General features: G+C 62.7%; 8 protein-coding genes and 1 pseudogene. 3 read left to right on the forward strand and 6 right to left on the reverse strand.

Going from position 1 to position 14270, the window contains the following annotated elements:
* Positions 1 to 5: 5 nt before the first annotated feature.
* On the forward strand, positions 6 to 1184 hold the full coding sequence (locus SO156_RS06215; RefSeq protein WP_498534184.1) for an MFS transporter: 1179 nt from the start codon (positions 6 to 8) through the stop codon (positions 1182 to 1184).
* A 46-nt stretch (positions 1185 to 1230) separates the two neighbouring features.
* On the opposite strand, the gene SO156_RS06220 is transcribed toward SO156_RS06215, so the two are convergent.
* Positions 1231 to 3192: a caspase family protein gene (locus SO156_RS06220; protein ID WP_498534212.1), complete on the reverse strand. Its 1962-nt coding sequence runs from the start codon at positions 3190 to 3192 to the stop codon at positions 1231 to 1233.
* Between the two features lie 493 nt (positions 3193 to 3685).
* On the opposite strand from SO156_RS06220, the gene SO156_RS06225 reads away from it, so the two are divergent.
* Together SO156_RS06225 and pstS are read left to right on the forward strand one after the other, a co-directional pair.
* Complete coding sequence (locus tag SO156_RS06225) at positions 3686 to 5959, forward strand: cation:proton antiporter domain-containing protein (RefSeq protein ID WP_498534185.1); 2274 nt, start codon at positions 3686 to 3688, stop codon at positions 5957 to 5959.
* 197 nt (positions 5960 to 6156) lie between these two features.
* Complete coding sequence (gene pstS / locus SO156_RS06230; RefSeq protein WP_498534213.1) at positions 6157 to 7206, forward strand: phosphate ABC transporter substrate-binding protein PstS; 1050 nt, start codon at positions 6157 to 6159, stop codon at positions 7204 to 7206.
* Positions 7207 to 7494: 288 nt separating this feature from the next.
* Here the strand turns inward: pstS and SO156_RS06235 are convergent, their stop codons facing one another.
* From SO156_RS06235 to SO156_RS06255, 5 genes and pseudogenes are all read right to left on the reverse strand, one after another.
* Positions 7495 to 7971, reverse strand: a complete 477-nt coding sequence (locus SO156_RS06235; RefSeq protein WP_498534186.1) for a RidA family protein — start codon at positions 7969 to 7971, stop codon at positions 7495 to 7497.
* Positions 7972 to 8034: 63 nt separating this feature from the next.
* Positions 8035 to 8175, reverse strand: a pseudogene (locus tag SO156_RS06240) (efflux RND transporter permease subunit); the annotation flags it as partial.
* 126 nt (positions 8176 to 8301) lie between these two features.
* Positions 8302 to 9039 (reverse strand): acetoacetate decarboxylase, encoded by a 738-nt coding sequence (locus SO156_RS06245; RefSeq protein WP_498534187.1) that lies wholly within the window; start codon positions 9037 to 9039, stop codon positions 8302 to 8304.
* A 57-nt stretch (positions 9040 to 9096) separates the two neighbouring features.
* Complete coding sequence (locus tag SO156_RS06250; RefSeq protein WP_498534188.1) at positions 9097 to 10377, reverse strand: patatin-like phospholipase family protein; 1281 nt, start codon at positions 10375 to 10377, stop codon at positions 9097 to 9099.
* Between the two features lie 728 nt (positions 10378 to 11105).
* Positions 11106 to 14264: an efflux RND transporter permease subunit gene (locus SO156_RS06255; RefSeq protein ID WP_498534189.1), complete on the reverse strand. Its 3159-nt coding sequence runs from the start codon at positions 14262 to 14264 to the stop codon at positions 11106 to 11108.
* Positions 14265 to 14270 lie beyond the last annotated feature (6 nt).

The following is a 14270-nucleotide window of genomic DNA, read 5'->3' on the forward strand; positions in this document are numbered from 1 at the left end:
ACGTCATGAACAGCCCCGGCCGCGTGATCGGTTTCGTCAACGCCGCCCATTTCATCGATCACTATGCGATGCTGATCTTCGCTGCCGCCGTGATCATCATGGGGCCGGCGCTCGGCATGGCCTATTCCGAGCTGCTGCCTTACGCGACGCCGGGTTTCATCGCCTTCGGCGCGGGATCGCTGCTCACCGGCTGGTTGGGCGACCGCTGGAGCCGCCGCCACATGATGGTGATCTTCTTCATCGGCATCGGCGCCTCCATGATCTCAGTCGGATTCGTGCAGACGCAGGTCGAGCTCGGCACGGCACTGCTCGCGATCGGCATCTTCGCCTCGATCTATCATCCGGTCGGCACCGCGATGATCGTGTCCTATGCCGACAGGCTCGGCCGCGAGATGGGGCTCAACGGCGTCTGGGGCAATCTCGGCGTTGCGTCGTCCGCACTGGTCACCGGCGTGATCGGGCAATATCTCGGCTGGCGTTTTGCCTTCATCGTTCCAGGCGTCGTCACGATGCTGATCGGCATCGCCTTCGCGATGACTGTCGTGCATGAGGATCGCAAGGGCAGCAGGCAGGCGGCCGCGCAGGCGCGGGTGGCCAAGCAGGACATGTGGCGCGTGGTCCTTGCGCTGCTGATCGTCGTGATCGCGATCTCGACGACCTTCAATGCCGTCACGGTGGCGCTGCCGAAATTGTTTGCGGAGCGGCTCGCCGATCTCACCAGAAGCCCGGCCCTGTTAGGGGTGATCGCAGCCTGCGTCTACGTGTTCGGAGCGATGACGCAGTACACGATCGGCCGGCTGCTCGATCATTATTCGCTGAAGACGGTGGCGCTGCCGCTGTCCTTCATGCTGGCGCCGTTCCTGTATCTGGCGGCGAGCCTGTCCAACCTGCCGCTGATCGTGGTCTCGATCGGCATCGTCATGGGCGCGTTCGGGCAGGTCACGGTGAACGATGCCATGGTCGGCAAATACACCACCGAGGAATGGCGCTCGCGCGCCTATGCGGTGCGCTATTTCGTCGGCTTCACTGCGGCCGGGGCCTCTGTCGGCCTGGTCGCCTGGCTTTACGAACAAGGCGGCTTCGTCACCATGCTGCGGGCCTTCGCCGCGCTCTGCCTGCTCGCCATCGCGGCTGCGATCATCCTGCCGCGCGAGATCCGCAACCCGGTCGCGCAGGCCACCTGAGGCGCACCGCGCCGGCGTTCTCGGGGCTTGATCGGCCTGTAACCGATCAATGGCGCAGCCGCTTGATAGCCTCGATGTCGATGACGAAATTATCACCGATGGCAACGGTGCTGCATGTCGCCTGGATCAGAAAGCCGCAACGTTCGAGTGCGAGGCGCGCCGCCTCGTCTTCGGATTTCATTTGCGCCCCGAACGCGTATCCGACGTAGCCGCCTTGGCCCATGGCGATGGCTTTTGGGCCGGACGCCGGCGAATAGAATTGCTCGATGAACTTCCGCGCCGGATCGGCAAAGAGGCCTGGCTCATTCACCGCCAACGGCTTCTCGCCCGCATGACTGAACCAGGGCGCAGGCGGAACATCCAAAGGCGCTTCCTTCCAAACCACCTCTCCGTCGACGGCATAGACGAAACACATTGATTGTGATGCACCGAGGCAGGAGCCGAGGACACGCGTTCGGGCTTCCTCGGCGCTACCGCGTCCCCACGTGGTCCAGTAGCGGCCGGACAAGGAAATTGCGAGCGCCGTATGGGCGGGCTTGGTGCTGAGATCCTGTTCGATCTGTTTGCGGCATTGATCGCAGACAAAGGGAATCTCGCTGGTCCGAAGTTGCGGCCCTCTCAATACGTAATCGGGACCGGTCACGTTCTGCAACAGCGGCCTTGCGGGCAGCGAGCGAGGCACGGACTCTCTCAGGGTGCGGTCGACGACGAAGGAATCGTCGATTGCGACCACGCGACAGGGAGAGTGGGTGATGTAGCCGCATCGCTGCAGGACCACACGTGCGGCTTCGTTGTCGGCGTCGGCCCGGCCCGTCATTGTCCACTGCCAGTCCGGTCCGACGGCGAGAGCCTTGCCGTGAAATTCCCGATACATCCGGGTGGCCCTCTCGCGGTCACTCGCATGAATCGCGCCGATGTCCTGGATGTTCAAAGGCTGGGCTCCGCCGGAGTTCGATGAAATCCAGGGTTCGATCGGAAGGGGCGGCGGCGGTTCATCCCAGCTGATGCGGCCATCGATGGCATAGACGAAGCAGCCCGGCCGATTGGCGTCCAGGCACTGAGCCAGCGCGCCGGCACGCGCCTCCAGGGCAGTATGCCGTCCCGTCGCCCAGTAGGAGCCGCCGTCAAACGACAGCACCAGAGCTGAGTGCAAGGGCTTGCCGACGAAGCCGGCTTTGATTTGCGCACGGCATTGATCGCACAAGAACGGGACTTCGTCGGGATTGAACGGCGTACCCAGCAAAGTGCGCGTCAGGACCGACTGCCCAGGCGTTGGAGAGATGTCCACCTTGCCAAGCAAATAGAACTCACCGATGATCGACAGGGAAAGCTCGGGCAGTTGGCTGTGCCTGGTTGTTTCGTAGACGTCGGAGCTGATCCTGCGGAAGATCGTCCCGATCTCCTCCGGCGCCTTGATGTTCTCGAGAAACGCAGTGGTGTACGGGCTGTTGCGTCCGTCGCCATCCTCTGCGGTTTGCCCGGCCTGGGTGGCGTAGGCGACGATCATCCCTTGCGCATTATCCAGCTTGGCCAATCCTCGCTGGAGTGGAATGGCCCGGTTGGTACCGAGCGAACGCCTCAACTCGTTGGCAAAAGGGTTGTCACGGCAGGCATCGAGCACGAGAATGCGCAGGTTCCTGGCCTGTTGCAGGTCGGCGACTATGTCGTCCAGGCGGACCAGACGTCGCAAGTCTGCCACGTCAGTCAATCGCGTGTCGATCGGGGCCAGGTAATTGACTCCTCCGAACTGAAGCGCGTGGCCGCTGTAGTACAACAATGCAATGTCGGCGTCCCGTGCCGCGCGCGAGAAGCGGATCGCAGCCTCGTCCATCCCGGCCCGATCGAGATCGATTGCCACGATCGTCTCGAACCCGACGGATCTGAGCGCGGTCGCAACGTCGGCGGCGTCGTTCGCTGGGTTGGTCAGCCGCGGGACATTGCGATAGGCCCCATTGCCAATGACCAACGCGACCCTCGTTTCGGCGAGGCAACGGCCCGCGACCGTCATCAGCACGAGCGGAAGCACCATCATGATGAGCGCTGAAAGGAATGGCCGGATTTTCATCCGTATCTCCTGCTCAAGGAATGCTCCATCTGATTATGATACAGGTCGCAACGCAAATTGTGATACTCGGCGCAGTCGACAGACCAATCCAGTGCTTGTGACGTCCGTCCGGCAGGAGGACTGAGATCGTGCGGCCCGCGCTCTGCCTGCTCGCCATCGCCGCCGCAATCATCCTGCCGCGCGAGATCAGGACGCCGCAGCCGGCCTGACGCATCGCGTCCACCGGAGGCGGGAACTCGCTCCGCCTCCCGCGGGTTCTACCCCTAGAGCATGATCCGGAAAAGTGTGAAGCGGTTTTCCGGCGCGACAAACGCGGAACGCTTTTGCGCGGAGATCAAGCTCGAACAACGACCTGAAGCGCGCTGACGATTCAGCCCCATCGCGCTTTAGTCGCCGCCGGCGCCGCTCCGGACCAGCCGAAGGGGACGATATCTGTATGCAGTGGAGCCTGCTCCGACCGGTCGGCCTCGTCCCCGCGGCGCTTGTCCTCACGACCATTGCGGCCAGTGCCGAGGGCGGCAAATCCACGGCTCCGTCCGAATTCCTTCTCGTGGCGCAGATCGTGATCCTGATCGCCGTGGGCCGCGGCCTCGGCGAGATCATGCAGCGCGCCGGGCAGCCTTCGGTGATCGGCGAATTGCTTGCCGGCATCCTGCTCGGGCCGTCATTGTTCGGCTGGATCTGGCCCGAGGCGCAGCAGGCGGTCTTCCCGAAGACGCCGGAGCAGAAGGCGATGATCGATGGCATCGCCCAGTTCGGCATTTTGCTCTTGTTGCTGCTGATCGGCATGGAGACCGACCTCAAGCTGGTCAGGAAGATTGGCAAGGCGGCGATCGTGATCTCGATTGCCGGCATCATCGTTCCCTTCGCCTGCGGCTTCGCGCTCGGCGAATTCCTGCCCGATGCGCTCTTGCCCAATCCGCAGCAGCGGCTGGTGGCATCGCTGTTCATGGGCACGGCGCTGTCGATCTCGTCGGTGAAGATCGTGGCCGTGGTCGTACGCGAGATGAACTTCATGCGCCGCAATGTCGGCCAGATCATCGTCGCGACCGCCGTCATCGACGACACCATCGGCTGGATCATCATCGCTGTTATCTTCAGCCTCGCATCGCAAGGCACGCTCGATGTCGCTTCCGTCGCCAAGGCCGTGATCGGTACGCTGGCCTTCCTCGCCGTCAGCTTCACCGTCGGCCGGCGGCTGGTGTTCCAGCTCATCCGCTGGGCCAACGATACCCTCGTCAGCACCGCGCCGGTTATTACCGTGATCCTGCTGCTGATGGGCGCCATGGCGCTGATCACGCATCTGATAGGCGTGCACACCGTGCTCGGCGCCTTCGTCGCCGGCATCCTGGTCGGGGAGTCCCCGATCCTGACCCGGCAGATTGACGAGCGACTGCGCGGATTGATCTCGAGCTTCTTCATGCCGGTGTTCTTCGGTCTCGCCGGCCTCAGCGCAGATCTCTCGGTGCTTCGCGATCCCTATCTGCTGATGCTCACCGGGCTGCTCGTCCTGATCGCGAGCGTCGGCAAGTTCGGCGGCGCGTTTGTCGGGGGCACCGTAGGCGGTCTGAGCTACCGGGAATCGCTGGCGCTCGCGAGCGGGATGAACGCGCGCGGCTCGACAGAGGTCATCATCGCGACCATCGGCCTCTCCATCGGCGTGCTCAGCCAGAACCTGTTCACGATGATCGTGACGATGGCGATCGTGACGACAATGGCAATGCCGCCGATGCTGCGCGCGGCGCTGTCGAAGCTGCCGATGAACAAGGAAGAGAGGGAGCGGCTGGAGCGCGAGGAATTCGAGAAACGCGGTTTTGTGGCCAATCTCGAGCGGCCCTTGCTGGCGCTGGACGAGAGCGTCAATGCCACCTTTGCTGCCCACATCGCGGGCCTGATCGCCGGCACGCGCGGCCTGCCGATCACGGTGCTGCATATTGGCCGACGAGCGGAGGAACAAGAAAAGGAAAAGGGAGCCGGCGAAGGGAAGAGTCACGAAGCCGTGGTGAAGAAAGCTGCCGAAGCCGTGGCCGGCGATGGCAGCGGAGAGGGCGGCCATGTCGACGTGATCACGCGAACCAGGCGGGCGGAGCTGTGCGAGGCCATCGCCGACGAAGCGCGGAAGGGTTTTGACCTGCTGGTCGTGGGCGTCGACAAGGTCACCGCGACCAAGGATCGTTTCGATCGGAAGGTCGAAGACATCGCAGCGCAGTTCGAAGGACCGCTTGCGATCGTGGCAGCCAAGGGCAAGCACTTGAAGCAACCGATGCCCGACGCACTCAACATTCTCGTTCCGGTCTCCGGCAGCGGCGTCTCCAAGCGCGGCGCGGAAGTCGCGGTCGCGCTGGCGCAGGCGGGATCAGGCTCGCTCCGCGTGATCTATGTGGCGACGACCCGGGACAAGGGCGCGCAGCGCGGTGCGTCGCGCGGATTGCGCCAGGAGGCAGGCATTCTGAAGGACGCCAGCGATCTCGCCGCCCGTTACGATGTCGACATCACAACGACGTTGCGCGTGAGCCGGGCGCCGGAGGCGGCGATCCTCCGGGAAATCGATACCACCGATGTCGATCTCGTGGTCATGGGCGTCGACCGCATCCAGGCCGATCGTCTCTCCTTGGGCGGCGTTGCTGATGCGGTGCTCAGGCAGTCGAAGGTTTCGGTGCTTCTGGTATCAAGTGGAGAGGCACGCCAGACGCCCGCAGAGAAAGCCTAGGACTTCACCTCGGCGGCTTCCAGGTCGGGCTCACCAGTCTTGGTCAACCCGTGCGTGTGGCGGCCACTCACAAGCGGGGCCACTTTGGACCCAAAGTGAAGTGCGAAATTTGCTGGCGCCGACATTTCGTTTTTGTTACATTTTTGTGACATATGCCACACGTGCTGCTTGCTCGACTTGATAGGGTTGAGTCCATGATGGCGCTTTTCCGGCTACCGTTCATTTTCACCGCTCTTGTCATTGCGACCCAAAGCCTGGCCGCCGAGACCAGGGGTGCGGGCTCCACTTTCGTTTCGCCCGTGATGGCGAAATGGATCGACGCCTACAAGGCGACAACCGGCAACACCGTCACTTATCAAGCGGTGGGCTCGAGCATCGGCGTCGGCTTGATCAAGAAGGAAGCCGTCGATTTTGGCGCGACCGATATGCCGCTCGATCCGAAAGAGCTGGAGAAACTCGGCATGATGCAATTCCCGATCGTGATCGGGGGCGTCGTTCCGGTCGTCAATATCGAGGGCGTGAAGCCGGGCCAGATTCGCTTCACAGGGCAGATGCTCGCGGACATCTACCTCGGCAGGCTGAGATCATGGAATGATCCGGCCATTCAGGCGATCAACCCTGATCTGAAGCTGCCGGCCAAGTCGATCACCGTCGTCCATCGCATCGATGGGTCCGGGACAACGTTCAACTGGTCGAACTATCTCTCGAAGGTCAGTTCGCAATGGAAGGCGAGCGTAGGAGAGGGCACCTCGGTCGAGTGGCCACTCGGGCTGGGCGGGAAAGGCAATGATGGCGTCGCCTCGCTCGTCAGTCTGGTCCCCGGCTCGATCGGTTACCTTGAATATTCCTACGCGCTGCAACGGCTCGACAGGATCTCCTTCGGCGCGGTGCAGAACAGCGCCGGCAACTTCGTCAGCCCCAATGCCGCATCATTCCAGGCAGCAGCCTCGAGCGCAGCCTGGACGACGGCGAAAGATTTCTATCTCGTTCTCACCAATGCTCCCGGGGAAGATGCATACCCCATCACGGCCACGACATTCGTGTTGATGCACAAGCAACCGAAGTCGCCGGAGAGGGCGGAAACCACCGTCGACTTCGTTCGCTGGTCCCTGGAAAGCGGCAGATCCCAGGCAGAAATGCTCAACTACGTTCCCTTGCCGGCCGCGTTGATTCAGCAAATCGAGTTGTATTGGCAGCAGAGCCTCCAAGCCGCCACGATGTCGGCATCGGCAGCCAGCAAGCAATGACATCTGAGGCGCGTGGGAGCACCGCGTGCTCTGTGCTTAAGCGCCGCGGCACGGCCGATGACGATGGCATTACTGCCTCCCGTGGCGCTGTGTCGCCGCAGCCCGCCACCCGCACCAATCGGCAAGTCCGCAACACACCACGATCTTGCACCACGCGTCGTGGACCTCGCGCTTTCGCAAAGTGGCCCGGTTATCCTTCAACAGCGGCCATACCGAGCACTTCCGGGATCGACGTCATGGGCCAGAAGCGGTCATCCAGCGTCAGAGTGATCGCATCCGACCAACCACCTATTTGCGGGCGAACGCCCAGCATTCCAACTCTACTTGGGCACCCAAAGCCAAACCGTTAGCGCCCAGCGCGGAACGCGCGGGCATATGCTCTGGTTTGAAATACGTCACATAAACCTTGTTGAATGCACCCCATTTTGACATGTCCGCGAGCATTGCGGTGCATTTGAAAACGTCGTCGAAAGTCAGGCCGTTTCCCTTCAAGACCTCTCCGATATTCTCCATCGTCTGCTTCGTTTCCGGTTCTATCCCACCCGAAGCCAACTCCATTTTGCCCGGCAAAACGCCGATTGCCCCTGACATATACAGAACGTCTCCAACCCGTACGGCCTGACTGAATGGCAATTTCGCCGCTGCCGCCGCAGGCGAGTTGTAGAAGTGAACTTGTTCGGTTTCCGCCGGTACCGGAGCGACAAACGAGATAGCGAACCCACCTGTAGCAACCAACGTGAGCGCAGTGTTGAGCAGTTTGTTCATTTCACCCTCCGCTTGGCGCTCTGAACTCCCGCCGCTTCATTCGATCCTCAATCAACGCTTGAGGACGACCAACGGAACACGGCAGGTCGGGGCCAGCATGCCCGAAAACACGGCGACGCCGATCGACTTGCGGGCGCTGGCGCCAGCGCCGGTTGCGAGCACCAGCCGCACGACGCCGAGGATGAAGGCGAACGACGTCATCACCAATGCGGCGTAGGTCGGCGCTCTCAGTTCAGGCGTGAGGTGGGACCGCCCGTAAGACGTCCTTGAAGACGGCGAACTGCGCTTGAGACGCGCGCGGGCTGTACAGCATGAGCCAGCCTTCGCCTTTCAGCGCAAGTAGTCGTGCACGACCTTGCCCAGGCCGAGGGTCAGATCGGCGATAACGTGGACGCCCGACAAGACCTCGAGCACTGGCAGTTCGGCCACCGGTGCCAGCGCATGCGCGTGGAGGTCGAGCGCGGCCGGGCCGGTCCAGGCGCCTTTGACAGTAATGTCCTCGAGATAGTACTCGACGAGCTCGCAGATGCGCGGTGTGCCGTCGACATGCGGAATGATCTTGAGGAGGAAGTTCGGCGCCGCGAGCGATGCCTTCACCTCCGCCAAATCCGAAGTCTTGTGCTTGTAGCCCATTGACCCGGTGGCGATGCGCACCGGGCCGTAGTCGAGCGTGCCGACAAGCGCGTCGATCTCGATGTGTAGCGTAGGATCGGCGAGCTTCTTGGGGAAGCCCCAGAGCTCGCGGCCGCCGGCGATCGGCCCCTCGTCGTTGAGGAACATGCAGTGCGAATAGCCGCCCTGGCGGCCGCGGAACGTGACCGGAATGACCTGGCCCGTCTCGGTGTAGTCGCCGAAGCCGGTCGAATCCGGCATGCGGATGAACTCGTATTTGACTATGTCGCCGTCCGACACGAGTGGCTCCGGCACCAGTGCGCGCAGCTTCTCCGGATCGGTTCGGTAGGTGATGATCAGGTACTCGCGATTGACGAAGCGATAGGGCCCCGGCGGATAGGCCGGGCTCGTCAATGGCATCGCAAATGCTCGCTCGCGAATGTCGTTTTCTCTCATCGCTGAATCTCCTGATGTAGGTGTGTCGAAGGGGCGCCGCGTCTCGCGGCCCGCGACTCAATCGCGATCACCGCTAAAGTCGAAGATGGTCAACTCGTGGCCGTTGCCGGCGCGCTCGAGTACCTCGGGATGGCGCAGCGTGCGCATGGCGTCGTGGTAGCCGGAACGCCAATGCTCCGCCATGGACATCCGGGAGAACTCATAGTCTTTCGAGTCGCCTTCGTAGCCTCTCGGTCGATAGATGAGGTGCACGAGGTTGTAAGCACGGCGTTGCGAGCTCGAGGCCAGGAACTTGGCTTCATCGCTTCGCTTGAACTCGTCCGGCAGCTGGTCAAGGAGCGTGGCGACGGAAGATTCCACCCTGTGCAGCAGCTTGAGGAAATTCGTGAAGGCGCGGGTGCGGCTCGAGTATTGGATCTCCTTCTGACGGGTCGCGACTTCCGCGAGGTTGCGCGGGAACTCGCCGCGTGCGCTCCACAGATCGACCTGAAACACGAGAGCGTCAGGCATCCGCTGGCCCGTCACGCGCGTGTTCGTCACAAGCCACTGGAGCGGCGTGTTCGAGACGAGGCCGCCATCCCAATAGTGCTCGCCCTCGATCTCGATGGCAGGGAAGCCGGGCGGCAGCGCGCCGCTGGCCATCACGTGCTCGGGTACGATCACCTGCGTCCCGGGGTCGAAGTAAACCAGGTTGCCGCTGCGCACATTCACCGCGCCGAGGCTGAGACGCGTGTCACGATTGTCGGAGTTTACGAGGTCGAAGTCGACGAAGCGCTCGAGCGTGGCTTTCAGCGGCCGCGTGTCATAGTAGCTCGTCGCCTCGATCGTACCGGGCGGATGAAGCCACGGATTGGGGAGTCGCGGCCTGAAGAATCCCGGCGTTCCCGCGCAGGCAACCGTGGCCGCGCTCACCTGATTGGCGAGTGCGCGCGCAGCCTCGCCTCGTTCAAAAAGGCCGACGACGTCGGCGTCGAAGCCCATGGCAGGGGCAGTGATTTCCTCCCAGAATTCGCGCAGCCTGTCGACGCGTCTCTCGGGCGCATTGCCGGCGATGATGGCGGCGTTGATGGCGCCGATCGAAATGCCGACGACCCAGTCGGGATGAAGTCCGGTCTCGGCCAAGGCCTGATAGACGCCCGCCTGGTAGGCGCCGAGCGCGCCGCCCCCCTGCAGCAGCAGAACGACGCGATCGAAAGGGAGCCGCGCGCGCAGGTTCCGGCCCTTGCTCGCTGCGCCCGGTTTCGGGGCGAGCGGTTTTTTCGCAAGCGGCGTGTCGGGCACGCCCTGATCGCGCAGCGCTATCGTCGGCATGCTCTCCGAGATCGTGCTCTTGGTCATGTTGACCCTCCCTCGTCGATGACCGGAGATTCTTAAATGACCGGGGCGCCTTAAATGGAGGTTCGAATAGTGGGTTCAAATACCAATGAGAAGAAATTATCCGGTCGCCCCTTCGCACTCAACACCAGGATAACATGCCGCGCCGGCGTCGACTGGTCAGGCATGTTTATCTATTTGTGGGAAGCACATGGCTCATGTCCGAGTTGGGTCGTGTGTCACAAGCATCGCCGCTCTACACGCGCGGTGCACACTGATCGTGGGGGCGTGCCAGATCCGAACGCCGTTCCCGGAGACTCAGGATCGAGAGTTGGTGGTTACGTACGCCCGGCGAGCATACCCGGGGGCCAAGATTTTCGAACCTTGTTGAGTTCAACAGTTGCGCCTCGAACGGATGCAGCTTCTTTGTCTGCGGAACTGGCGGCATCGCCGAAGCGACAGCCGGCGGCAAAGTGGACGCCGCACCGAGCGCGACTTCCGCTCTCTCGTCGGCCATGCACAACACCGGACATCACCATCTTCGTCCGAGAGCCGCCTGCTAGTCGCGAGAGCCAGCAGCGGGTCCGGCTGGGTCGTCCCTCACGTGCTGCCATGATGACATCATGCACCTGATTTGCCCGACGTGTCAAATTTTTTCGTAAAATACGAAGTTGCCGTGCCGGCGTCATCGGCTACTTTGCATGGGGTTGTTTTCGACTTTTTGTTTCTCTCCCCGATGGGAGAGGAGAACGCTAGGATTTCGCCTCCGCGACCGGCTGCGCCACCGGCGCTTTCTTCTTCGACCCACGCCAGTTCTCGAAGCGTTGCACCACCACGAAGAAGGCGGGTACGAACAGTACCGCGAGGCAGGTCGAGGCCAGCATGCCCGAAAACACCGTGATGCCGATCGACTTGCGGGCGCTGGCGCCGGCACCGGTTGCGAGCACCAGCGGCACGACGCCGAGGATGAAGGCGAACGACGTCATCAGGATCGGCCGGAAGCGGGCGCGCGCCGCCTCGATTGCGGACTCCACGAGCGGCTTGCCGTCGCGGACGTGCAGCTCCAGCCCGACCTCGACGATCAGGATCGCGTTCTTCGCCGACAGCGCGATCAGGAGGATCAGACCGATCTGGCAATAGAGGTTGTTGTCGATCTTGAGGCCATTGAGCACCAGCATCGGCCCGATCAGCGACAGCGGCACGGCAAGGATCACCGAGATCGGCGCGTACCAGCTTTCATACTGGCCGCAGAGCACGAGATAGACCAGCAGCATGGCAAGGCCGAATACCCAGTAGATCTGGTTGGAGACGGCCTTCTCCTGATAGGACATCGCGGTCCATTCGAAGCCGGTGCCGGGCGGCAGCGTCTTGTCAGCGATCTCCTCCATGAGCTGCAGGGATTCGCCGGAGGAATAGCCCTGCGCCGGCAGGCCGACGATGGTCGAGGAGGGATAGAGATTGTAGAGGCTGATCAGCGACGGGCCCGTGGCCGGCGTGATCGTGGCGACGGTGCCGATCGGGATCATGTCGCCGTTCGAGTTGCGCACCTGCATGTTGGCGATGTCGCGCTCGGTGACGCGGAACGCCGGGTCGGCCTGTGTATAGACCTGGAACACGCGGCCGAACTTGTTGAACTGGTTGACGTAGGACGAGCCGAGATAGGTCGACAGCGCCGAGAACACCTGGTCCGTCGTCACGTGCAGGGTCTGGGTCTTGATGCGGTCGATCTCGACGTTGAATTGCGGCACCGCCGAGCGGAACGAGGACGAGACGCGCTGGAGCGCGCTCTGGCTCTGGGCGTTAGATACCATCGCGCCGGTGATGGCCTGGAGTTTTGCAAAGTCGCTATTGCCGTCGCGCAGCTCGACCTGCATCGAGAAGCCGGCCGCGTTGCCGATGCCCTGGATGGGCGGCGGCGGCAGCACCAGCGTGCGCGCCTCCATGACGGTCGCGAGCTTGTCGTTCAGGCCAAACACCAGCGAGCGCAGATCCTCGCCTTTGCCCCGCGCGTCCCAGTCCTTCAGGATGATGTAGGCGACGCCCGCGTTGGCGAGGCTCGCGCTGTTATCGAGCGCGGAGATGCCGGCAATGGTGATGACCTGCTGAACGCCCGGCGTGTCCGTGATGAGCGCGCTCGCTTTGTCGAGCACATTCTGGGTTCGCTCGAGCGAAGCCCCGTCGGGCAATTGCACGGCAGCGATCAGATAGCCCTGGTCCTCGATCGGCAGGAAGCCGGTCGGCACGCGCGACAGGCCGTAGCCGCCGATGCCGATCAGAATCAGCGCAACCGCGACCGAGATGGTGCTGTTCCTGACCAGCGCGCCGATCAGCCGGATATAGCCCCGCTCGACGCGGTTATAGATGGCGTTGAAGCCGCGGTAGAAGAAGTTGCGCTGCTCGGGCGGCACCGTTGGCCGTAGCCATAATGCGCACTGCGTCGGTTTCAGCGTCGCCGCGTTGATGGCGCTCAGGAGCGCGGTCGCGGCGATCACCAGTGCAAATTGTGAATAGATGCGACCCGTGAGCCCGGCGAGGAAGGACGCCGGGAGGAACACCGAGATCAGCACCAAGGTGATGCCGACGATCGGCGCGAACAGCTGGTCCATCGCCCGGATCGCGGCATCGTGACCGTTCATGCCCTGCTCGATGTTGTGGGCGGCGCCTTCCACCACGACGATCGCGTCGTCGACGACGATGCCGATCGCGAGCACGATCGCAAACAGCGTCGACATGTTGATGGTGAAGCCGAGCGCAGCCATCGCGGCGAAGGCGCCGATGATGGTCACCGGCACGGTCGTTGCCGGCACCAGCATCGCGCGCCAGTCCTGCAGGAACACCAGGATCACGACCAGCACGAGCAGACCGGCCTCGATCAGGGTCATGTAGACCTCATGCACGGAAGCCTGCACGAATTTGGTGGTGTCGAATGGTGTGTCGTATTTGATGCCTTCCGGAAATCGCTTGGCGAGCTCCGCCATCTTCTTTTCGACGGCCTGCTCGACCTGCAGCGCATTGGCGCCGGGCGATTGGAATACGCCGATGCCGGTGGCGGGCTGCTTGTTGAGCGAGAAGATCTGGCTGTAGGTCTGCGCGCCCAGCTCGACCCAGCCGACGTCGCGCACGCGCGTGACATCGCCGCTGGTGCCGGTCTTGACGATGATGTTCTCGAACTGGGTGGTGTCGTCGAGCCGGCCGTTGACGTTGAGTGTGTACTGGAACGCCTGACCCGGCGGCGTCGGGGGGGCGCCGACCTGGCCGGCCGAGACCTGCTGGCTCTGCTGCTGGATCGCATTGATGACGTCCTGCGGCACCAGATCGCGGGCCAGCAGCTTGTTGGGATCGAGCCATACCCGCATCGAATACTGGCCGGCGCCGAACACCGTGACGTTGCCGACGCCTGGCAGGCGGGACAGCTCGTCGCGGATATTGATGGTGGCGTAGTTGCTCAAATACAGGCTGTCGAATCGGGAATCCGGCGACGTGAGCGTCACGAACAGCAGAATCGCGGTCGACCGCTTCTGAACGGTGACGCCCTGGTTCTGAACGGACTGCGGCAGTTGTGCGAGCGCGCTGGAGACGCGGTTCTGCACCAGCACCTGCGCAAAGTTGAGGTCGGTGCCGATCTTGAAGGTCACGGTCAACGTGTAGGTGCCGTCGGAGCCGCTGTAGGACTGCATGTAGAGCATGTCCTCGACACCGTTGACCTGTTGTTCGATCGGCAGCGCGACCGTGTCGATTACCGTCTTGGCGCTGGCGCCGGGGTAGCGGGTGGTGACCTGAACGGTGGGCGGCACCACGTCGGGATATTGGGCGATCGCGAGATTGAACAGCGCGACGCCGCCGATCAGGATCATCAGGAGCGCGATGACGTTCGAGAGGACCGGCCGCTCGATGAAGAATTTTGAGATCATGGCCGA

The organism is Bradyrhizobium sp. UFLA05-125 (assembly GCF_059803515.1).

Bases quoted from the DNA above. Each gene is read 5' to 3' on its own strand.
- SO156_RS06235 (WP_498534186.1), bottom strand. From the start codon at position 7,971: ATGAACAAACTGCTCAACACTGCGCTCACGTTGGTTGCTACAGGTGGG.
- SO156_RS06215 (WP_498534184.1), top strand. From the start codon at position 6: ATGAACAGCCCCGGCCGCGTGATCGGTTTCGTCAACGCCGCCCATTTC.
- SO156_RS06250 (WP_498534188.1), bottom strand. From the start codon at position 10,377: ATGACCAAGAGCACGATCTCGGAGAGCATGCCGACGATAGCGCTGCGC.
- SO156_RS06245 (WP_498534187.1), bottom strand. From the start codon at position 9,039: ATGAGAGAAAACGACATTCGCGAGCGAGCATTTGCGATGCCATTGACG.
- SO156_RS06255 (WP_498534189.1), bottom strand. From the start codon at position 14,264: ATGATCTCAAAATTCTTCATCGAGCGGCCGGTCCTCTCGAACGTCATC.
- SO156_RS06220 (WP_498534212.1), bottom strand. From the start codon at position 3,192: ATGACGGTCGCGGGCCGTTGCCTCGCCGAAACGAGGGTCGCGTTGGTC.
- pstS (WP_498534213.1), top strand. From the start codon at position 6,157: ATGGCGCTTTTCCGGCTACCGTTCATTTTCACCGCTCTTGTCATTGCG.
- SO156_RS06225 (WP_498534185.1), top strand. From the start codon at position 3,686: ATGCAGTGGAGCCTGCTCCGACCGGTCGGCCTCGTCCCCGCGGCGCTT.